This window comes from Affinundibacterium amnicola (assembly GCF_014284275.1).
Classification (GTDB): domain Bacteria; phylum Pseudomonadota; class Gammaproteobacteria; order Burkholderiales; family Burkholderiaceae_D; genus Undibacterium; species Undibacterium amnicola.
Genome location: NZ_JACOFU010000004.1, coordinates 331,367 through 355,836 on the forward strand (window position 1 = coordinate 331,367; position 24,470 = coordinate 355,836).

9 protein-coding genes are annotated in these 24,470 nt (G+C 44.9%); 3 read left to right on the forward strand and 6 right to left on the reverse strand.

What is annotated here, in order from left to right; translation table 11 throughout:
* Nucleotides 1-66: 66 nt before the first annotated feature.
* Nucleotides 67-2,790, forward strand: coding sequence for a TonB-dependent receptor (locus H8K33_RS11940; RefSeq protein WP_186891260.1), 2,724 nt, complete (start codon nt 67-69; stop codon nt 2,788-2,790).
* Between the two features lie 743 nt (nt 2,791-3,533).
* Here the strand turns inward: H8K33_RS11940 and H8K33_RS11945 are convergent.
* The 4 genes from H8K33_RS11945 to H8K33_RS11960 all read right to left on the reverse strand — a co-directional run bounded on the left by H8K33_RS11945 (nt 3,534) and on the right by H8K33_RS11960 (nt 16,572).
* Entirely contained in the window at nt 3,534-11,384 is a 7,851-nt protein-coding gene (locus H8K33_RS11945; protein ID WP_186891261.1) for a DUF4214 domain-containing protein, read from the reverse strand.
* A gap of 316 nt (nt 11,385-11,700) precedes the next feature.
* Nucleotides 11,701-13,065, reverse strand: a complete 1,365-nt coding sequence (locus tag H8K33_RS11950; RefSeq protein WP_186891262.1) for a tetratricopeptide repeat protein — start codon at nt 13,063-13,065, stop codon at nt 11,701-11,703.
* 86 nt (nt 13,066-13,151) lie between these two features.
* Nucleotides 13,152-15,113, reverse strand: a complete 1,962-nt coding sequence (locus H8K33_RS11955; protein ID WP_186891263.1) for an adenylate/guanylate cyclase domain-containing protein — start codon at nt 15,111-15,113, stop codon at nt 13,152-13,154.
* A 106-nt stretch (nt 15,114-15,219) separates the two neighbouring features.
* Entirely contained in the window at nt 15,220-16,572 is a 1,353-nt protein-coding gene (locus tag H8K33_RS11960) for a FecR family protein (RefSeq protein ID WP_186891264.1), read from the reverse strand.
* Nucleotides 16,573-16,811: 239 nt separating this feature from the next.
* Here H8K33_RS11960 and H8K33_RS11965 point away from each other — a divergent pair, with 239 nt between their 5' ends.
* Nucleotides 16,812-17,516, forward strand: coding sequence for a Crp/Fnr family transcriptional regulator (locus H8K33_RS11965; protein WP_186891265.1), 705 nt, complete (start codon nt 16,812-16,814; stop codon nt 17,514-17,516).
* A gap of 211 nt (nt 17,517-17,727) precedes the next feature.
* On the opposite strand, the gene H8K33_RS11970 is transcribed toward H8K33_RS11965, so the two are convergent.
* Nucleotides 17,728-21,084 carry a glycosyltransferase family 4 protein gene (locus H8K33_RS11970; protein WP_186891266.1) on the reverse strand — a complete coding sequence of 1,119 codons (3,357 nt, stop codon included), beginning with the start codon at nt 21,082-21,084 and terminating at the stop codon, nt 17,728-17,730.
* A gap of 59 nt (nt 21,085-21,143) precedes the next feature.
* Nucleotides 21,144-22,622, reverse strand: a complete 1,479-nt coding sequence (locus H8K33_RS11975) for a class I SAM-dependent methyltransferase (protein ID WP_186891267.1) — start codon at nt 22,620-22,622, stop codon at nt 21,144-21,146.
* A 322-nt stretch (nt 22,623-22,944) separates the two neighbouring features.
* Here H8K33_RS11975 and H8K33_RS11980 point away from each other — a divergent pair, with 322 nt between their 5' ends.
* Complete coding sequence (locus H8K33_RS11980) at nt 22,945-24,396, forward strand: mannose-1-phosphate guanylyltransferase/mannose-6-phosphate isomerase (protein WP_186891268.1); 1,452 nt, start codon at nt 22,945-22,947, stop codon at nt 24,394-24,396.
* Nucleotides 24,397-24,470 lie beyond the last annotated feature (74 nt).

Sequence of the window (24,470 nt, forward strand, 5' to 3'; positions counted from 1 at the left end):
AAAGATCAATTAATTTCAAATCACACGTTTCCCTTTGTTTCCCCTTCTCAAAAGTCTATAAAAACAATGCGCCGATTTCATTCTTTTACCAAACATCCACTCGCCCATGCATGCTTACTGTTATGCGCCAGCTACTACCAGACGGTGCACGCCCAACAATTCCAAGCGCCGAATGTCGAGCCGCAACGCGTTGAAGTAACGGGTTCTGCGATCAAACGTTTACAAAGCCAAACGGCGCTACCGGTACAAATCATCAACCGCGAAGAAATCGATGCGACAGGCACCACCACGGCGGCTGAACTAATGGCAAAACTGGTTGGCAATATTGGCGCGCTAACCGATGGTGTCAGCTTAAATACCGGCGGTGATCAGCGAGGATTTAATTCAGTCAATTTACGTGGTTTAGGCAGTTCATCGACACTCGTGTTACTAAATGGCCGCCGCTTATCTAATTTTGCTTCGCCAGGCGACGATGCTGGCGTTGATCTCAATAATATTCCAACAGCCGCCATACAAAAAGTTGAGATCTTACTCGATGGTGCGTCCGCTCTATACGGTGCCGATGCAATTGCTGGCGTGGTTAACTTCATCACGAGAAAAGATGTTCAAGGTGCAGAAATAAATGCCCATGTCGGTCAAACTGTTGAAGGCGGTGCGGCAAAACGTACTCTCACCCTAAGCGGCGGCATCGGCGATCTTGCGCAAGATCGCTACAATATTTTTGCGGTACTTGATGCACAACGCAATGGTAGCCTGTTCGCAGCCGACCGGGATTTCATTGATGACTTAAAAGTACCAGAACGTCTGGGGCATTTGCTTTCTGGCCTGAGTAGCCCGGCCAATATTCGCCTAACCGCAAAACAGTTAGAACATCTGCGCAAACAAGGATTTGCCATCAATGGCAAAGCGATCAGTAATCGTGTGATCAATTTTTCCGCTCCCAATTGCAATGCGCCCGCCAATATCAATCTGCCAAATGGCACTGCAGGGCCAGATGCGTGTACTTACAATTACATGAACGATACGGCGCTTATCCCACAATCTGAAAAACTCAATTTTTTCAGTCGTGCCGTATTTCAAACCGCAGCAGACCAACAAGTATATGCTGAGGTGAATTTAGGCAAAGCACGTACGCACTATGTCACTTCACCGACACGCGTAACAGCCAGCATTGACTATAAGCTGGTACCACAACTAGCAAACACTGGTCTAAACACAGTAAAAGATCCGGTGCCTGGCCAGCTCTCGCTCAGAATGCGTTTGTCTGAAGCCGGCAATCGCACGAACGAAGTGATTAGCGAAGGTCAGCGTATTTTACTCGGCACTTCTGGCAAATTAGCCGGCTGGGAATACGATACAGCAATCAGCCATAGCGCGAACACCGCACGTGACTTCGACAAACATGGCTATGTTTTACTCGACAAATTACTAGCGGGAATCTCCAGCGGCACGATTAACGCTTTTGGACCGTCAGGTGCCGCTGGCAAAGCCCTGTATGACAGCATACAAGTAAACGATGAAAGTCGTTACGCGCGCAGCACGATGCGCAGTTTTGATTTCAAAGCGAGCCGAGCACTGATGTCGATGGATGGCGGCGATCTGAATCTGGCCGCTGGAGCAGAACTACGTCGCGAAACTGCAGTATTTCGCCCGTCTGCGCTCTTACTCAGTAACAATATTAATAACGACCCGGCACCGGAAGATGGCAAAAACACGCGTGATGCCAGAAACATTCAGGGCCTGTTTGCCGAACTGCATGCACCATTTGCAAAAAACTGGGAAGCGCAATTTGCCATACGTCATGATCACTATCAGGATATCGGCGGAGCAACCAGCCCTAAGCTAGGTCTGTTATACCAAGCGGCACCTGACTTGTTATTGCGGGCGTCGGCGGGCAGTGGTTTTCGGGCACCCTCGATGTCTGACTTATATCGCCCAACGATTGTCAGCTCGACCGCGACCTTACCCGATCCTGAAATATGCGCAAAAAATAACAATGATTTAACAACCTGCGCTGACAATTGGACTTCGCGCCGTTATAGCAATGCGAACTTGCAAGCAGAACGTAGCCAACAATTTACCTTGGGCGCGATTGCTGAACTTGGTCCACACTGGACTGTCAATCTCGATTATTGGCAAATTCAACGCAATAAAGTGATCAGCGAAATCGGCGACGATGTGATCTTGAACAACCTCGTCAAATATGGCAGCTTGGTCAAACGCGGCGTTGATGGACGCATCACCTCAATAGAATTACGCAAGGAAAATCGTGGTACACAAAAATCGCGCGGACTTGATCTCAATGTGGATCTACATCAAATTCGGACTAGCTACGGCAATTGGCATGCCCATTTGCAAGGCACGTATATGCTGCAATCCAAACTGCAAGTCAATCAGGGCGATGCGTACATCAGTAATCTAGGTAAATTCATCACTGAGGGCGCGGTACCAAGATGGCGTCATCAATTGCTGATCGACTGGCAGCAAGGTGCATGGGCGGCACAATTAAGCAATAACTACACATCGGCTTACGAAGATCAAAATTCGGCCATTAATATCACGGATGGAAAACGCGTCAGTGCCAATCGTGTAAAGGCTTATTCTTTGTGGGATATGTCGGCTGCCTATCAGTTCAGTCCATCGCTGAAGTTGCGCGTCGGAATCCAGAATCTGCTCGATACGCCACCGCCGTATTCGAATCAGGCATTTTTCTTTATTTCTGGCTACGATCCAAGCTACACAGATCCACGCGGGCGCTCTGCTTACATACGCGCGCAATATCGTTTTTAAGGTGGCAGCGTTTTTTTAAGCTTGAAGATTTTAAAGTTTGAAGATTTTAAAATTTTAAAATCTGAAATTCATCATCTTGCAATTCGCTGTTTTAAGTTTGTCGTTTTGACGCTTACTGCTTTGAATATATTCAGGACTTAAATTACTGTTAGTCACCACGTCGTTCTTCTTTCGCCCTTTGCAAATTTCAACTGCTGGGGTGAAGAAGACGTCGGACGCAAATCTGCCAAAATCTTTCCTTAGCATGTACAGTATTTTCTAATACCTGACGCACATTCAGCGTGATCTTTTTATCGGCATCATCTACCTCTAGAACTTCTACGTCTTAACTGCGTTCGCTTGTACGTGTTCTTGCCTGGTTCTCCTCATTCAAACGCCGACCATTGCCTAGCATTGAGCAATCCATTGCGCCCTTGCGTTCGTCACTTTCCATAAACATCGTCCTAGCTTTCAATCTGACGGCAAACGAAATCTTCTGTACAAGCGTCACTAGCGCTTGAAGTTTGGGTCGAGAAATGCATCTGTGCTCAAACACAGCGTCGCATTTGCAAAGCACAGATTCTCAATTTGGTCACGCGGTAGTTTGTACAGAGATCTCAAACTCTCGCGCTATTGCATGATGCGTCACAGAATAGAAAAAGGGCATGTCCATAACAGACATGCCCTTTTTCGTTTTCTATTACTGACGTTTTACTCAGCCTAAGCCATCTAAGCTGAGTAATTCGTTTAGTCCAGCAATCTTATTACACCAAGATTGTTGTACCTTGTGCCAATGAAGGAACACCAGTGATCACAACAGCAGACTGAGTTACTGAAGCACCCGCGTTAGAGTCCCACAATACCAAAGTATCCGCACCAGCTGCATCTGCAGTGAACATGCCTGTCATTGTATCCCAGTCACCGCGAACCATCGTCCATTCGTTGTCGCCAACTTTTTGGTTGTCAGCAACGTACAGAACGTTTGCACTAGCCAAGCTACCCAAGTTGAATGCTGTCAAGTCCAGGATATCCAAAGCACCGAAGTCGATCACGTCAGCTGCACCAGCTGCTGTGAATGTATCACCGTCAGTCAAAGTATTGCCTGCGTCAACATCAATGAAATTGAATGTCACTGTTTGGTTACCAGCTGTGTACTTGATTGTATGAGCAGCAGCATCGAAATCACCACTGTTCAAATCAATTACGTCAGGTGTAGTAGTTGCAAACGCTGTACCGAAAGTGATCACATCAACGCCAGTTGCGTTCAATGTGTTCAACTGAGCGATTGTGCTTGTACCTGTTACAGTTGCATCAGCACCAGCAGCAAATGTGATACCAGCTGATTGGAATGCTGTTGTAACGTCAGCGATAGCACCAGTTACTGTCAACACTGTGTTTGCGTCGATTGCGCCAGATGTCAATGCATCCAATGCGTTCAATGCAGTTGCAGTAGAAGCAACGTCATCCAATGTTACCAATACAGCAGCAGCTGTAGACATCGCAGCTTGGTCGTTCAATGCATTAGTTACATCAGCGATAGAGCCTTCTACTGTAGTAACTGCAGTTGCATTCACCAAACCAGTTGTTGCAGCGTCGATTGCGTTCAAATCAGCAGCAGCAGCTACACCAGCAGATACTGTTACAGCAACGTTAGCAGCTGTAGACATTTCTGATTGTGAATCAACAGCATCTAATACATCAGCAGCCAAACCAGTGATAGAAGTGATTGCAGTTGCATTCACCAAACCACTAGTTACACCGTTGATAGTATTCAAATCAGCTGCAGTAGCAACACCAGCATCCAAAGTGACCAATACTGCTGCACCTGTGGACATTTGTGCTTGATCATCAGTTGCATCGATTACGTCAGCGACTGAACCAGTGATTGTTGTCACTGCAGTTGCGTTAACCAAACCACTTGTTGCATCGTCGATTGCGTTCAAATCAGCAGCAGCAGCTACACCAGCAGCAACTGTGATTGCCACAGTAGCCAATGTTTGCAATTGTGCTTGATCATCGATTGCATCTTCCAACTCAGCAGCTGTACCAGTGATTGAAGTGATTGCAACAGCATTCACCAAACCAGTAGTTGCAGCATCGAGTGTGTTCAAGTCAGCAGCTGTTGCTGTACCTGCAGCCAATGTCAACGCTACGTTAGCCGCTGTATCCATTTGCGCTTGATCGTTCACTGCATCCAACACTGCAGAAACTGTACCAGTGATTGTTGTGTACGCAGTTGCGTTCACTAAACCAGTAGTAGTAGCGTCGATACTGTTCATTGTTGCAGCGATACCGTTACCGTCGTTAGACAAAGTAATTGCAACGTTTGCAGCTGTGTCTGTATCTGCTTGGTTATCAACCGCAGCCCAAACTTCAGTTGCAGTACCGCTGATCGTTGATACTGCCAACGCATTAACTGTAGTAGTTGTGTAACCTTCAACAACAGACAAATCAGCAGCTTGTGCTGTAGTGCCAGTAACTGTAACAGCCGCGTTCGGAGAAGAAACGATACCAGAACCATCATCAAACATCGATGCCAAGTCTGAAGCAGAGCCTGTGAAACCAGTTGTGCCAGTCGCAGCAGTTGCTGTGATTGTACCGCCAGTTACTACGCCTTTGATGCTTACTACGTCAGCAGCTTGTACCAAACCAGACAAACTTACATTAACGAATGCACTTGTAGAGATGGTTGATTGGTTGTCCATCGCATTCCAAACGTCTGCTGATGTACCAGTGATAGTACCAACGTAGTTGTAAGCGTTGACAGTTGCTGTCGTCAATGCATCGATTGCGTTCAATGTAGATGCTGCAACTTGTGCATCGTAGATCCATGCGCCAACATTGCTTGCAACGATCATTTCAGCTGGGTTGCCGTTCATTGCGTTCAATACATCTGCGCCTGTACCGTAGATAGTGCCAACAGACATTGCGTTCACAACACCAGTTGTGCCTGCATCGATTGTGTTGAGCAAACTTGCCTCAACAAAACCACCAGTTGTTGTTGTAACTGCTACGTTTGCAGCTGTATCGATAGTGCCCTGATCATCCAACGCGTTAGCGATTTCAGTTACAGAACCAGTCAACAATGTTACAGAAGTTGCATTCAACAGATTTGTTGTGTTGCCATCGATTGTGTTCAGATCAGCTGCGTTAGCAGTCAAGCTGTTTGTTGCGATACTTACTGCTGCATTCAACACTGCAGATGTACCAGCAGCAATTGCTGATGCTGTGTCAACGATTTCGTAACCTGTCAAGCCCATGTTGTACTGGATAACAGCAGAAGCGTATGTCTTGTCGCTCAGGTTAGTTGCACCGCCCAAACCTTGGATTGGTGTACCTGCTGGAGCTACAGTTGCGCTTGTGTTGCTTACCACTTCCATACGGCCATCAACTGGATCCCAAGCAGCTGTCAATACGCCGTCTGGTGCAGTAATAGTGAATGTTGTGTTCGTGCCAGCAGCAACGAAGAACAACTTAGACAATACTTTAGCTACTGTATCGAGTGCTGTTGTTGCATCAGCTTTCAATGTTACAGCGTGTGGCATGTTGCCGTCGAACACAACTGCGTTCAACGCATTTACTTGAGCGTATGTCAAAGTGATTGAAGAGTGAACAACCAATGTGCCTACGTTCAATGCCAAACCGTCATTGATCTTGCTCAGATCAGCTGTACCGAATGCATGGATAGTATCGCCAGCATCTGTGCCTGCTGAGTTGATCTTGTCGCCATTGTTCACTTCTGTTTCTGAACGGCTTGCAAACAATGTGCTAGAAGACAATACTTTGTTTTCTACGCCTGCCAAAGTTGCGCCTAATACGGAAGCAGCTGTGTTGCCACCAGCTTGGTATGCAGCTGCGTATGCAGCAGCTTCAGCTTCAGACAATGTACCCAACAATACGAATGTATCGTTACCAGCACCACCGTTCAAGTCATCAGAACCTTGACCACCGCGGATAAAGTCGTTACCTGCGCCTGCATCGATTGTGTAATTGATGTCAGATGCTTTGATAGGACCTGTAGATTGGATAACTACGTCAACGCCAGTTGTAATGTCGCCATTACCGTTTACGTCGATAACCAATTTGCCAGTTGCTGTTGAGTAGAAAGCGTCACCCAATACTAATTGGCTAGCCAAAGAGTCACCAGCCAATGAGTTATCACCGTCGCCAGTGTTGTCTACTGTGCTGAAGCTTGCCAAGTTAATGAAGTTTTGGCCGCCATCGCCAGCGATTACGCCATTGACCAAGATCTTGTCTTTGCCAGTTTCGAAGTCGCTGATTGTGTCGAACTGATCAGTACTTTCATAAGACTCTGTATTAGAGTTGTAGATGAATTTATCTGCACCAGCACCACCAGACAATACGTCACCGCCCAAACCAGCGTAGATCACGTCATCGCCGTCACCGCCGCTGATTGTGTCTTTACCGATACCGCCAGTCAAATCGTCGTTACCAGCACCGCCAGTGATAGAGTCATGACCCAAGCCACCAACGATGATATCGTCACCGTCATTGCCTTCTAATGTGTCATTTTGGCTGCTACCTGTGATGTTGTCGTCGTTTTGTGTACCACGAACGATCAATTTTGCATCCAATTCGCCTACGCCATTGAATACCAAACCACCTGTATCACCAGCTTGGATACCAGCAACTTGCGTTACTGCTGGATCGCCAGAACCTTCGATTTCTTCAACTGCTAAATCGTAGCCAGCTTCGTCGTCATTCATGATTGCAGACGCATCGAATTCCAGAGTAGATTTGCTCCAGCTGTTGTGTACTGTGATATTGATTTGACCATTGTCATTCACATCAGCGTCATCAGCAGAGTCAAGCAATGTGACTTTGTCGATAGAGCCTGTTGTCACTTCTAATGACAAGTTACCATCCGCTGCGCCAATGCTATGACCAACTGTATTTGCAGAATTTGCTGCAACTACTGCTGAGATATTTACATTTGCTTTGGAATCGCCTGTGTTGAAGAAATTAACATCAGTACCTTTTTCCATACCAACGATCACGTTCAAGTTGATCAGATCTGTATCTTGATCTGTATCTTGATTGTCGATTGTCAATGTCAATGCACCAGATTTCGCTGCAGCACCTTTGTCGCCTACCAAGCTAGTAGTAGAGTCCAAAGTCAGTGTGTTTGCTACTGTACCGTTGTTGTTAACAAAGTTGTTACCAATTTGTACGGTTGTAGTTTGCGCACCAGCACCAGTGAAGTAGATGTTTTGCAGGTTTGTACCTGTTGTTGCAGCAGCTTCATCGATGATGATTGTGTTTGCGCCACCACCTTGAACTTCGATGCTTTCAACAGATTTGATTTTGCCGAATACGTCATCATCAGTCAAACCGCCCAATGCAGAGAAAATACCCAGGCTGTCGCTACCATTGATGATTACGCGGTCATTACCAGAACCAGCATTGATTGCATCTGCTTCGTCAGTTGTATCAACTGAATCTGTATCGCCGTCATCTGTCAAGTCGTTAGCACGAACATCATCAGCAACCATATTGATAACGTCATTACCGCTACCAGTATTGATTACGTAGTTGTTGCTTGCTGTTACTTTCAACTTCACGTTTGCTGCGCCAGTCGCTTCGATCTTGTCTGCAGATACGTTATCCAACACCAAGTTAGTACCAGCATTGCCGCCTGTTACTGTCAATGATGTGTTAACTACACGGCTGCCTTCAGAGAAAGCGTCAGTGTGAGTTGCATCGCCAAAACCGTTGAAATTGATGTAGTGACCTTTGTCATCTGCAGCCAATTTGATTGTAGCGTGCTCAACGCGCATGTCGTCGTCGTCTGTCTTAGAAGCAGCATTACCAACTGTATCAGTTGCTGTTGCGTTCAAGTTCAAGTTCAAATCAAACGCTTCGCTACCTTCTGCGATGTTCAATGTGAATGTTTCTGCATGACCACGTGCAGATGCATTGTTCACTGTCAAGTTAACGTCAACAACTTCGTCGTTTTTCAACGCACCAGCAGTAACGCCAGTTGCTTCGTTTGCTTTCAATGTCAGAGCGATACCATCACGGAAGTTATTCAATGTGAAGGAAGTTGCTTGACCAGCTTCGTAGATCTCAGTTGCTGCACCTTGCAACATTGTTTGCTCTTGAGATACCAAGTTGATCGCTGCCAATGCGCTATCGAAACGCATGATATCTGCAGTGATAGAACCGTCAGTTTCAACGTTGTCGTTTTCTGTGCTGTCAGTTGCCAACGCAGTAGCTGCATCAATTTGATTTGCTACTGTGAAGTTTGCTGTTTCAACGCCAGTGACGTTTGTATTGATATCGTTGTTAGTTGCGCTTGTGTATGAAGTTGCAGATACAACGCTTACTGCGTCTAATGCTGTTACGTTCAATACGTCATTGCCTGCACCTGCACGCAATTCTGCGTCTGTGCCAACGATTGTTGTTGCTGCTGTTGTCAAAGATACTGCATCAGCTACTGTTACTGTATCGTCGCCATCGCCCATTTCAACGATTGCACCGAATACGTTAACAGAACCATCCAAATTCACTTCTGTGAATGCTGGTGTTGGCGCTGTGTTTTTCGCTGTATCGTCGCCAGCCAAGATTGTGCCGCCATTGATATCAATCTTCAATGTGTCGTTGTCTGCACCAGCATCAACCATTGCGCCTTCGGCCAATGTTGTTACTGTGATTGTGTCAGCGCCAACGCCTGTAGAGATAGAAGCACCTTTGATGAAGTATGTGTCATCGAGATTGCTATCTGTCAATACGCCGTTGTTCCAGTCTCTGTTGCTCGCCAAAGCTGCAACTGTTACTGTGTCGTCGCCTTCGCCAGTAACGATAGAAGCTGCTGTCACTTGGCCGAAGCTTGTGTTACCAGCGGCTACGTCGTTTGCTGTTGCCAACAAGTCTTTAGCGCGCACTGTATCGTTACCTGTACCAGTATCGATCGTGGAAACACCTTCAACGTCAGTCCAAACAGCAGTTGCACCACCGTTGTTGATCAATACTTGGTCATTACCAGCGCCAGTTGTAATGTCGCCAGCTAATGCTGTGTATGTTTCGATGATGTCGTTGCCAGAACCAGAAGTGATGCTCACGTCTTTATCTGTGTGGTTGCCCCATGTGCCAGATGAATTTGCATCAGCAGCTGTAGCAACACCCAGTTTCAACGCGCCAGTCATTGCGGAAGCATCAACTACTAAAGTTGTACCTTTTTCGCCATTGACTGTTGATTTTTCATTGATGTTGCCATCCAAACCATCGATAGTGACGTTGCCAGCACCAGTGATAGTTAATTTAGTCAAATCAGTTGTGGAGATACCATCGTTAGATGATTGCAAAATATTGCGTTCATCAGCAGCGATCAACACGTCAGCATTCGCTGTCAAGTTGATTGTTTCTGCACCAACTGCTGTCAATTGGTTAATTTCTGTCGTTGCTTTTGCAACAATATTAACTGTTTGGCTAGAGTTTGCTGTAGAAACGTCTTCACGTGTGTTAGCACCGATGATCATTGCATCAATGTTAGATGCTTGATTTACGTTAACATTAACTGTTTCAAAGCCGTAACCTTGATCTTCGCCACTGTCGCCAGTTTCGTCGATTTTCAAAGATTTCAAACGTGCATTGGACAAGTTCAAAGTCACTTCATCGCTTGTACCCAACAAGTTATCTTCTTTGTACAAGAAGTTAACTGTGCCATCACGAGTTGCGTTAGATACGGACAACGCTGTTGTTGATTTGTCCAAATCTGTCATTGTGACAGTTGCATTAGTTTGTGTAATGCGGTTGATGTTCAAGTTGGTCAAACCAGTTGAATCTTGGAAGTTGATGCCACCAGCATTGCCAGTGATTTCGAAGTTCGCAGTTTGAACACCGCTCATCTTTGGAACGATAACAGACTCAGCTGCATCATTTACGCTACCCAAAGTTGCATTCAATGTTGGATTAACGCCAACACCAGTCAATTTATCTTCATCTTGCAAGCTGTTGATGAAGTCATTGCCGCCTGGTGTATACACTGGAACAGAAGTGAATACGTTTGCTGTCAGGTTGTCGATGCCGTTTGTCAAAGAAGCTGCCAAAGTGCTGTCGATTGCTGCCAATGCTGCATTCGCGCCTGTTGTGCCAGAAGAAACCATAGGCATCAATGTAGATGCGAATGGAATATCGTTGCCACCCAAATCAACTGCATAGTGCAAACCAACAGCTACTTTGTTGTTGAACAAAGATTGTGATTGCAAACCAGCTGCATCTGTACCGTTGTATGCAACAACTGCTGTCAACATTTCTGTAATCACTGTACCAACAGCGATTGTCTTAGAAGCTGCTGTGCCAGTTGTAGATTCTGTGTTCAAGCGGCCTGTCCAGTATGCCAAACCACCTGCATCTGCTGTACGACCTAAAACGTTAACATAGAACTTAGCGACGATTTCTTCATTCGTCAGGTAAGTTGGGTATGTAGCACGTGACGCATCAACGTTGAACATGTCTTGTGCAACAGTTTGAAACGATTTACCTGCGCTTAATTGCGACACCCAGTAACCCAAGCCGCTAGCCTCTGGCGCGCGGCCGAAGAGGGAAACGTACAATTGAGTCACTTGCGTGCGCATTTGTGTAGTAACAGCCATGTGTGTAACTCCTAAAAGGAAATTAATAATTAAAAAACAGCAAGTCAGCCCTGTTGCGCTACTTGTCGAGCGTATAGTAAATACAGTCAACGCAAATAAACGTGATGGACATCACGTTTACAAACTTTTTTCGTAAAAACAACAAGGCCAACTCAAATTTACTGCCTAACAAACTTTTTATTGTTTGAAACTAATATGCGCAGTAGTCCATGATTCTACTTCAGATCATCATTCCAATGTATACACTTGCTTGTATGTACATTGTAAGAATTTACTTTAAGTGTACAAATACGCCTAAAATTGCCAATAAGACAAATTAGAAGCGGCGCTGCAGGCCAAGATTGAAGTTATTACCCGATTGCTGAAAGAGTAATAAATTAGATTGAATTGTGTTTCGGTCTAATCTGAAGGTCAGATCCAGATCGGTATCCAGAGGAGTAGTAAATTGCAAACGATAATTCCGGCGATATAAATTGCGATTCGCATTATTTTCAAGCAAAGCACTATACCCTTCACTATCGTAGGCGTTTGAGAAGTTCACACTCGCATCTGCTTGCAGACGAGGAAAAAGGCGCGATCCAAGCTGAACCACCAATTCTTTTCGACGTGTTGTTCCTCCCGCCCTTGTAGCAATGGGGTGGTCTAGTCCTAAGCGTCCGATGACTGCGAACTGAAATGTTTTCCCATTCACAGTATGTTCGCAGGCTCCGGCAACTTGCATCCAGCTCACATTTGCATTCAATCCAGCTAAGCTGACATAGCGACGCCATTCTACTTCTGCACCAAAACCATAACGACAAGTTTTCCAGGCACGCTCCAAGCTGGTATTTACCCTCACGTTGCGCATCAATCCTTTACCCGCCAAACTATTAAAATCGCCGTACGCATTAATTCCGATAATGCCTAAAGAACTGGAGGATTGCATACCCACACCGCTTGAAAAATCAGTGCTGGTAAAAGCGTGCTCTTGTTTATAGCCTCGATGCTTCGCAGAAAAGCTGAAATCATAAGCCTTAGATTCACTTGTCCGGCGATAACGAGTACCGATTGACAGCTGTGCATAATTATCTGCACGCGCTCTGAATGCCGGGTCGAGCGGCAATTCAAGCGTGCTGCCGTTAAGAGTCACCGGAATAAAGGCCGACTGCAGACCACTATTAGCGTTTGTATCGCGCCCGATTTGGAACTCCAGCAAGTTTTGCCAATACTTAGGTGGCATACTGGCCAGGTGCATGCGCCTTTTATAGCCAGCGATCAGTTTTTTGACGGTCTCTGGCGGATGAAAATTAAGCTCGATAAAGTCAAAGTAGCTGGTTGCACTTTCATAATTGCCTGATTCGAGCGTGGCTATCGCTAAATCCAGCCATGCGCCTGCGTTATTTGGCTCAATCAGAACCGCGCGCTCGAATGAGGTTGCTGCACCGACGAAGTTCTTATGCTTGAGTTGCAAAACGCCCATTAAATTAAAGAACTGGGCATCATTCTCAAATTGCTCCTGGCTACTTTGCAATTCTTGAACCGCCTCCGCAATTTTTTCTTCAAGATAATATGTGTATGCCTGAGGATGTGCTTTCAACCTGCTCAGTAATACATCTCTCGCAGGATCGTTGCTTTGCGCACTTACTAAATGCGGTAGTGAAAAAAGCAGGCAACTCAAAAAGATTTGCAGAGAAAAACGCATGTATTTAAGGGAGTGTTACATTAATTGGCAGAATTATAATGCGTAACATCGGACTTGCGGCAAACTAAAGCAGTGCTTAAGAGAAATTACTCTAAGTTGCTTTGCACTGGTGCATAAACTTCGATCATTTTTTGGCGGCCACGGATCGATGTTTGCCCCAAGTAATGAATACTATCAGCACTCAAATGCTGCGCACAGGCATCGCCAATCAAGATATGTTGCTTAAATTGCGTAGCCAAGCCTTCGATTCTGCTCGCCAAAACAACCGTCTCTCCAAGTGCCGTATAAGTACGTCGATGTTCCGAGCCGAAATGTCCAACCAATGCAAGTCCGGTTTCAAGACCGATGCTGACACTAACAGGTGCAAGCTTTAATGTACAACAAAAATCTGCGAGCCCATTAATTCTTTGCAACATTTCTTGTGCCGCCTCAAAAGCATGCTGCGCATGAAATTCATCGTCTTCTGGTGCATTCCAGAACGCCATCACCGCATCCCCAATGAATTTATCAATCGTGCCATGATGATTAACGACGGCATGTGACATTTCACTAAATATTTTATGCATCAATGTCGCAACAACTTCGGGGCTTTGAGTTTCGACCAAGCCAGTAAAACCACGAATATCGGCAAACAAAACCGTTATTTCCCGGCGCGATGCATCGATATTGGTATCAATTTTTTTGCCACTAATTGCTGGCAAGCTTAAACGCTGCGCGACTTGCTTCGGCAAATAGGCGGAGAGAAGTCCCAAAACGCCAACTTGCTCAATACTCGACTTGTGCAGCGCGAGTAAAGTACAAATCAAAATAGCAAGAGGAGGGAAAAATAAAATGGGCGTGAGCGGAATCAACAAACTGAAAAAAATATAGCAAGCCAATGCCACAAGAAATCCCAATGCAAGAGAAATCACTAGCCACCCCGGATACAACACAGTCACAGCAATCGGTGATATGACTGTTCTAATTGCCCAATGCAATAATAATGCTAAGGGTAAAAGAATCATGGCAACAATCAGCGTCGCATCACGAGGCTGGTAAGGAAAGTAATTATCAAATAAAGCAGACAAAACTTCAGCATGCGGTGCCAATCCTGCAGTCCCAGAACTGATTGGTGTCGCGATCACATCTGCCATCCCAAGTGCCGTAGAGCCCACCAACACGACACTTCCTCTTAAATGTATAGGATCAATTTTTCGCTGCAGAATATCAGTAGCGGAAAACGACATCCAGTTATCTACTACGTGGCGATATGGAACCGTAATCAAGCCTTGCTTGGTCAAAGGAATTGTCGCGATAGCCATATTGTCGCCATCCATGATTAACATTTCCCAAGCTGGCGAAAACCATCCTGTACCAGCTTGCACTTTGAATGTTGGCCGATCAAGCAAACCTGCAAAGGCTGCGACTTCCAATAATGGCATACATCGCGAAAAACTTGTGGGGGAACATATAAAGGGAGGCAAATGACGAATCGCGCCATCATCATCATGAATCGGGGTGATATGCCCAATTCTTTCTGGCATGATCGCAGAATGATTACCGGTGGTTGGCAATCCGATAGTACGCGGTGCTCCTGCGGCTATTTTCAAAGTAATTGGCAATGGCAAATCTTGCTTTACCTCAGGCAGCTCACGATTTAATAAATCATAAACTACTGCTCCTGTAATTTCAGGCCGCTGAATCTGCTTCGCTAATAACTCATCATTCTGACGAATTTCTGGAAAAACAATGTCGAGCGCTGCCCCCGAAATTTTATAGTCATCAATTAAAGTTTTTAACAGCGTCCCCACTTTGTCTCGAGGCCATGGCCAAGCGCCCTCTTGAGCAACACTTTTCTCATCAATGTCAATGATAACCAAACGCCGCTCTTTACTATCCAAACCCTTCTTCTCAACAATAAAGGCCGTCCAGCTAATAGCGACTTTGCTACGCCAATCACTGAGCGCGTAATCAATAGGCGCAATCAAGCCAGGCAATATCCTATCGAGATATAAAGAGGTAATTAAAGCGAATACCAGCGCCAAAATTCGGATGCGTTCACGTGGCATAGTCAGGTCTTCAAACAAAAAAAATCAGGAGGTGTCTCCTGATTTTTTCCTTAAACTTAGTATTCAAAAGTAATCGATCTACTCGATAAACAGACCAACAGACTAATTATTGTATCCAGCGTGTTGCACCGATAATCAAACCGTTCGCAGTATTTCTCTGGAACAGATAACCAGCCTGATCACTGTTTTTTGACAAACTACCAGCAACGATTGTATCTGGCGTAGTGATCTCACTCATAAACACTCCTTGAAAAGAAATGTCGCCTGCTGCGCGAATTTCTGTCGGCGTAAAACCATTCACATTTACAACCAGTGAGGTATCAAATTTTCTGTTGCCGAAATCAATCACCAAACTTGTGTCAGAAATACGTCCGGCAGTCAGTGTTTTATCTGCCGCCATCAAATAAGATTCGGAATCTGCCAACTTGAACTTGGCAACGCCCTCATTCGGTACATAGGTATCTCCTTTTTCACGCAACATCCCAAAGACGACGTTACTCATAGTAACTTCACGATCTGGTGCTAACGCAGGATTACTAGTATTACCACTGCCACCAACAACTGGCTCCCAACGCCCCCACCAAATTTTTGCGGGAACTACTGGCTCAACTACGACTGGCTTTTCAGGGGGCTTTACTGTGTTAGCCAATGAATCAATCTGTGTTTTGATCGTAGTGACCGTTACCGCCTGATTTGTATCTTGAGAAATATTCGATACCGCAGGTGGTGCAGATTTTTCACCTCGTTCTGTAACTGGCTCTTCTGGTCTCGGCGGTGAAATCAAATTAGGTGAATTTAATGATTTTTCTGCAGGAACCAATACTGGAGCATCTTTCTTATTGCGCAATTCAAGATAGGCATCACGCATAGCAGCAGTTAAAACACGTGCGGTGGAATTGTTGCATGGTCCAAAAGCACTAGAGAGACAATTTTCGTTTAAGGGTGTCATGACAATGGCACCGCTTTGCACTACAACGCGTGTGACGTCACGTTCAGTATGCACCACAAAATCCGTCCCACGAATGCCGATCGCCGCTAATGGTGTATTCAAACGATAGGACTGCTTCGACGCTTCGCCAGCCTTGCCTGTGATACTACGCGCGGTTCCTTGTTCGAGTACGAATTTGATACGGCTATTTTTTGGTTCCACTGCATCATATTTATATTCTTCAATGCGGAAGCGGGACATTGGACGAATGCTGACAAACGCACCATCAATCATCTTGATGTGTACATGTCCATTTGATCCAGTCAAAATAACTTGCCCAGCTTGCAGCTTATCACCTCGAGCAATTACTTGGTTCGCTTTCGCGTCAATCGGGGAGCTTGCATCACCGACGACAAAAGATACCGTACCAACGGCATCACTTGCAAAAGCTGACTGCGGCAACACAAACGCACTCACAGCGATTAGTGATGCCGCTAAATTTTTTTTAAAATGGAAGAAAAAGTTCTGCATAGCGCCCAACATTCTTTAAAACAGCTAAAATTCACTTTAATTGACAACTTATTAGTCAATTTGACAGTCAATGACATGTCATCAAAATATTTACATCTTTTACTTTACACCCGATTCTACCGCATTTCATGTATCGTGTTGTTTTTATGGACGTTTTTTGTTATTAAATTGTTTTTTTCATTAGCCTAATATCACCATTTTCACCATTCACGACCCTTCGACCTCTAAAAAATACATTCATGTCAATTGCAATAGAAGTAGCGGCCAATATTCCCTTATTTAAAGATTTCGACGAAGCATCCTTGCAAAAGGTGGCCAGTCTTATGTCGAGCCGCACTTATTTGAGTCATGACATCGTAATGCGCAAGGGCGAAACGGCTGAGAACCTTGCTTTTTTACTTAGCGGCAAGCTGCAGGTTGTCGATTTGAGTGAAGAAGGCAGAGAAATCGGTATTCACTTCATTCAACCTGGCACATATTTTGGTGAACTATCGGTGATCGACGGCTTACCGCGTTCCGCCTCAGTTATTTCAGTCAAATTGTCGGAAGTGGCTTTTCTCCCTAGCAATCATGCGCGTGAATTAATTTTTCATCATCCGCTCATTGCAAAGCGTTTGATGACACATTTTGCACAGATCGTCCGTGCGGCTTCGAATCAACGTACCTTACTCAGCATTCCCAATGCATTCCAACGGGTATTTGCGCAACTACAAACCTTTGTGCGGGAGTCGAAAGATGGTCAAGTGATTGAAGGACTACCAAAGCAACATGAAATCGCAATTATGGTCAATACGAGCAGAGAAACAGTATCACGTGCGATTCACACTTTAATGAAATTAAACATTGTTGAAAAGCAAGGAGCAATTCTGATCGTCAAGCAACCAGAACAACTCAAGCATGTAGCAACTGTTGGTGTCGACGAAGCGAATATTCCCAAGAAATAATTTCCCCCTGCACCAATTTGAAGACTCTTTGGATGGGCAAAAAAATAGAATTTCATGACATGCTGAAATCCTAGCTTCCACCGAATAGCCATGCTATTCGTGTCTTTGCAAGTAAGTTGCCGAACATCGTAGTACTGGCCATGATCACAATGCATTACTTCTGAAGCAGGATCATAAAAGCCACTTGCCGACTACAACAGTTACTTCATACTCAATCAGATCGCACCAATGGATTAGCGATACCATCAATCAAATTCAATAGCCGTCGCGATAACTCTGGCCAACGTCGCTCTTGCAACCACGACTCAACTTGCGTCATTTTTTCTTGAAATACTAACGGCGCATCTAAAAATTGTTCGATGCCACGAGCCAGATCCCCTGGGCTGGTGCCGGGCAATGTCGTAACGGCATCCTCAACATCTTCAAATATCGTTAAAGGTGTTACTGCCACTGGACGACCGCTAGCCAAACCTACGCGCACTGCCGCGCTCGATGATTCTTGTGTTTGCTGATAGGGGAAAACGATCAAGTTTGCCAGAGCTAAGGCAGTCAAAGTATCTGTGTCTGACAAAAAATCTGTTATCAAGGTCACTTTATCTCTCAATCCAAGATCAGTAATCAATTTGATACAGCGATGTTGCAAATCAGAAGAAACTGAAACTGGATACAGCGCGTTAAGCAGCAGCAAATGATAATTTTTTTGCGAATGATCCAGCAAAGAAAACGCTGCGATAAGCTCTGGAATTCCTTTATGTGGCAACAAAAAACCGTAGGAAGCAATAATCACTTTGTCAGCACCAGCACTCAATGCTCGCGGAATGTTGACAGGCGAGGGAGATAGTGCAATGCCGTGCGGGAAGTAGGTAACATTATCAATCAAATTCCAACTTTTCAGACGATTCATGTCATCGATACCATGTACAAATATTCTGTCTAGCATCGCTAATTGGGTCTGAATACTCGCTAAAGTCTTAGTCTGCTCTGGCAAAATCACATCAGCCGTTGAATGGAAAAATACATAGACCATTTTACCGGTGGCTTTAAGTCGTTCTATCGCTGCCGCCAAAGTTGCTAGGCTAAAAAAACTGAAGTTGTATTGAATCACAATCACTTCTAAATTTTGCTCATCGATAATTTCGATGGCATAATCAAGCTGCGCTGTTTCACTCGCGGTCCAACAACGAATGACATTTTGTTGATCAAGATCCATACGTTCAACGATGTGATTTGCTAGTATCGTCAAGCGATCCACTGGAAATGATTGCGTCAAATAATTCGAATAATTGGCGATGCCACAACGTGCATTCCAGGTACTGATCCAAGCGATTTTTGGCTGCTTCCTTAACAACGGTTGTTGCGCCAAAACGCTCACTGCTGCACGTATCCGCTCAGCAGTATTTCTCCATGTAAAATTCTCCAAAATTCTTCGCCTTGCAACCGCCGTTTTCTTCAATCTTTGTGCATCATCCAAACCTCGCACTTGTCGCAATAATTGCGCTAAATCATGCATGTCTGGCTCAGCCCATAAGGAATGGGTCAACTGCATATGTGTCTGTGCTTTCTGGAATGTATAGTCGCAACACCAGGCGGTTAATTCATCACAAAAATCAGCTTGCCCACCCCAGGCGGTTGTAATCACCGGCAAATTAAATAGCATCGCTTCAGCCATCGGCAAGCCAAATCCCTCACCTCTACTCGGTGCAACGAAGGCTCCTGCGAATTGATACAAGGCGACGATTCGTTGATCGTCCCAATCTTCATTGATTATCAAAACGTGGGGAAACTCTGCGTCTTCTTGTTGAAAGGTCTGCAATTGTTCAAGCACGGTATTATGTGCATTCGGAAAAGTTTTAATAATCAAGCTAACGTCGTCTGCGGCACGAAATGCTGCGCCATACGCTCGGAGTAATACATCAATTCCTTTTCGCGGAAAACAAGAAGAAATATGTAAGAAGCGAAAGCCTTTACAAGTCGCTATCATGGTTGCAGGTAAAGCTTGTGGCTGAATACGCAGCAAGTGATCAACTCCGGCCCCCGTTACGACGATCGGTACACGCACTCCGCTGTCACGTAAAGTTTTCTCAACAACGCTGGACAATACGGTAATCAGATCCAGACGCCGATTAAATTCTTCAACATACGCGGATGGAAACCCTGTTTCCTCCCAACCATAGGAATGAACAACGCGTGCAGTTGCTGGCATGTCGTCCAAAAATGGTGGGTAACAAAACCGTAATGCGGCATAGGGCGGTAATTGCCGATCTAGTGCGGCTTGATGCAAACGCTGGCAAACTGGATCCTCTTGCATGAATTCAGGATTCGGCACGAAATCACCATACCCTTCGTGTGAGCGCAATCGTACGGCGACGTGTTGCTGATCTAATGCCTTAGCTAACTCGCGATTGACGATAGCGAGGCTGTAACTGGAATCGAAAGGGCCTTCAATCTGCCAATCCTCATTCTCATTCGGATGCACGGTAGGCGTGACTGGCAGTGGTAAATTAATTTGTATCGAACACAAATAATTGATCAATTGTGCCTTCACCGTACTCAGTGAAAAACGCTGTAGATTCATTAACTGGCGCTCTATCATTTGGCGTCGCAATCCCGGTTCTCTTGACAATGTCCAAATCGCATTCGCGCAGTCTTGGGCGGTACTATGCGCTGGCAATAAAAATCCTCCCTCACCCAAAGTATCCGCGATATTGCTGCTGGCACGTGCCACCACCGGTAACTTATAACGCATCGCCTCTATCAGCGGCATACCAAATCCTTCATGCGCACTTAGGCAAACAAAAACATCAGCGCTACGATATAAACCAATCAGTTTTTCATCGCTTACTTTCCCTGTGAACAGCACTTGGTTCTGCAGATCCAACGCAATAATTTTCTGATCGATTAAAGCTTTGTAATGTCCACTCGTCACTGCGCCAACAAGTATCAATCTCACTGGCATTGGTGATTTATGCTTTAAGTGATAAATCAAATCAATTAGTTCGAGTTGCTTTTTGTTTTCGCAAATGCGTCCCACAAATAACAAGTTGTAAGATTCACGCAAGTCCGCCAAGCCTTCTACATCAGGCTGAATTTGAGTTAACTTTTCAAAATCCACCAACATTGGTATGGTCGCCACATTACTATATTTATTCGCATGTAGCTCCAGTGTGTTGAATTGAGATACGCCGATTGCTCCAAGAAAATGCGGTGCCCAATCACATAGTTGCTCACGTCCCAAATCCGCCCAGCGACGAATATCCCCTTCTGCAGGAAGAAGTTCAGTCGGCGTAATATTGTGATACACCATCACCTTTTGTATTGGCAATGCAAGCAACCATTGCCAATTGTCATAGCCTAAGCAGTGGTGTGAAAATAGCAGCACATCATCACCAACTGGCAACTGCGAAAAGTCCAGCACTTCGTCGCGCAAGTCTTCAGGAATTGTCTCTGAATAGATGTTGGAAATAAAGCCTAAACTACGCAACAATTTACGAATATAAAACAAACTGTTCGTAACGCCATCGCCGGTATTGCAAGCAAAACTAAATTGATGAATTTGTGTTGGTGACATATTGAGTGACGTAATAGATGGCGTAACAAATAACGTATTAGATATACTGGGTATGCGAACTACTTACGCGCAATGACAGCGTAATCCTGCGCGCTAAAAAGAAATTTATTCAAAGTCTGCGCTAATTGCGTATCGCCCGACATTTGATAATCATCAGGGAAAGGATGAAGTCGTTTAATCTCGACATGACGGAAGCCACGTTGCTTCGCGATAAACTGCGCAACATCAGGCACAATAGGTTTCAGATGAGTAGGGTCGTAATAAAAATTGCAGGCTCCGATAATCAGATTTTCAGGATTTGGCGTTTCGAAAATCAAAATACCATCTTCACTTAATGCTGCATAAGCCGCGTCAAATAAAGCAATCAATTTCTCAAAAGGTAAATGCTCGATAATATGAAAACCACTCACGCCTGAAAGACTAGATTTCTCTTGCCGCTTCAAAAATTCTATCCCGTCAGCAACTTTAGCCGCGTAACCATTTTGCAAGCATGCATCGACCATTTTCGCATTCGAATCAATCCCGATTGCTGGCACTCCTTGCTCGCTCAATAATTCAAGCCATTCACCACGACCACAGCCGATGTCAACGAACATTTTTCGCTGCTCAATTGGTTGCGCAAGTATCTTGTCGAAGTATGATAAATAAACCTGCTGACGCTGTTTTATTTCAGCAGTTGAGCCACGGAATTGCGCCTCAAAATCAAGATAAAACTTCTCCAAATCCACTACGTCATCGCAATGAACGGTTTGTTGATCAGCCTCAACGCCAACACCCGAACCAGTTGCACCATTGACGCTCTTTTCTATTGCCTCTAGACGTCGCAGTATCTGTGCAAATACAAGGTCATCACTTAATTGATCCGCCTGATTTGATTTGATTAATTGCGTAAATTGTTTAATTTTCCGAGCAATCTCTAACTGCTCAATCCGCATAAGCCGGTTACCAACATCCAAATTATCGAACTGATGCAGACGTACCGATGCTCTTACAGCCTCCTGCCGCTCCAGCCTGCTTAATATGATATTAAGCCTATTATTAACTGCGTTGAAACATGGCTCTACTTGGCTAACCCGCTGATTCAGCGCGTACAGTTGTTCACGCAAAAGCGCATTCTGCTGACGTAAAACATCAATCGCAACTGTATGACGATAACGCGTAAGCGGTAAATGCAAAAAAGCATTCAACCAGCCAATGCCATAGCCAAACACAGGCATCGAACGTAATCGACTTTTGAACGACAAACTGGCGTCAAATAACACCTTCGTTCTTGCTTTCACGTACTGATACACACCTGTTGGCCACACCTTACCCGGCGCTTCTTGCGGAACTGATTGACTAAAATTATCAGGCGTCGTAGGAAATACTGAGGCCTGTCTTGATGCATTCACCGTCGCATCATTTGATAAAATATCATTGAGATCGATCGATGTCGTTGGCAAATTAGTGGAGGACATACCTCGTTCGCTACCAGCATTCGATTGAATTCGCTGGAGAATTAACGCATCCTCAGCAACAGCTTGCTCTTGTGTTTTCATAATATAGTTACTCTTCGTTACAATACTAGCGTACTGCTTAAAATACCGCAGTATAAATGATCGTGCACAGTACCAGCCTTTTCAATTGAATCTTTCTACACTATTCAGACAAAGTTCGACAAAGATAAACGCTTTCTGCATGTACAATAATCGACTTTATTATTTGCTTTATTTTTTTGCTTTACTACGCACTTTAAATTCACCTTACGTTTGCGTACTTTTATCTGTCACTAATAAGCAGATATACCGCACTCACGTTTAGATCACAGTAAACTCAACAAAGCATTCAACACATCAGCACGAAACAAACTGAAGGAAGAGCATGTTACTTCAACCGGTAATTCTGTCGGGCGGTTCCGGCACTCGTTTATGGCCACTGTCACGCGAAAAACACCCTAAGCAATTACTCTCGTTATTTAATAACGAAACGATGTTACAAGCGACTGCGCAACGCGTCAGGAATTTTCAGGGTGATATTCAAGTCAGCCCAAAACTCATCGTTGTCTGCAATGAAGAATATCGCTTTATCACCGCAGAACAATTGCGAGAGATTAGCTATCAAAATTGCGCGCTAATTTTAGAACCTTTTGGTAAAAATACTGCGCCTGCTGTCACACTCGCTGCATTGAATGCCTGCACAAATGACCAAGACAGCGTGCTGTTGATTATGCCTGCCGACCACGTAATTGCAGATGAAGAGAAATTTCATGCAGTTGTCGCACAAGGTTTACCACAGGCTTTACAAGGCGCGATGGTCACCTTTGGCATCGTCCCGACACGGCCTGAAACAGGATATGGTTACATAGAAATTGGTGCTCAAATTGATGTTGGAACTCCAGTAGAACTAAAGAACTTTGTCGAGAAACCTTCTCTCGAAGTCGCAAAACAATATGTCACCAGCGGCAACTATGTATGGAATAGCGGTATCTTCATGATGCGCGCTAGCGTTTGGCTTAAAGCGATTCGTCACTTCAACTTGCCGATGTATAAAGCGTGCGAACAATCGATGCAAGAAGCGAAAATCGATTGCGATTTTGTGCGCATAGATAAAACTGCATTTGCTAACTGTCCATCTGACTCTATCGACTATGCGATCATGGAGAAATTGGCAAACGCACCTGAACTTGGCATACACGGCTGCGTTGTGCCATTTGATGCCGGGTGGTCAGATGTTGGTGCATGGGATGCGGTTTGGCAAGTTTCCGACAAAGACGCACAAGGTAATTCACTACGTGGCGATGTCTTGATGGAAGATTCAAATAATTGCTTGGTAATTTCCGATAGTCGTCTGGTAGCCTGCCTTGGACTCGATGACGTGATCGTCGTAGAAACGCCAGACGCAGTATTAGTCACAAACAAACAAAACACCTGCAATATCAAACGCATTATCACGCGCTTGAAAGACAATAATTATCTACAAACTGATAACCATCGCAAGGTGTATCGCCCTTGGGGTCATTATGACTCTGTTGATAGCGGTGAACATTTTCAGGTGAAACGCATAGTCGTCAAACCTGGCGGTAGCTTATCGATGCAGATGCACCACCATCGCGCTGAACATTGGATCGTTGTCTCTGGCACTGCACGCGTAACACGTGGAGAAGAAGTCATGACTTTAGTCGCCAATCAATCCACCTATATTCCGCTGGGTGTTAAACACCGTTTGGAAAATACTGGGACGATAGATTTGGAAGTCGTCGAAGTACAATCGGGCACCTATCTAGGTGAGGATGATATCGTCCGTTTCGGTGATATCTACGGTCGAGTAGATTAGGATGACTGTGCTTGATACCATGTTAAAACCAAATTGTTTTCTAGAATTGCGAGCGATGAATTGAAAGCTCTGTT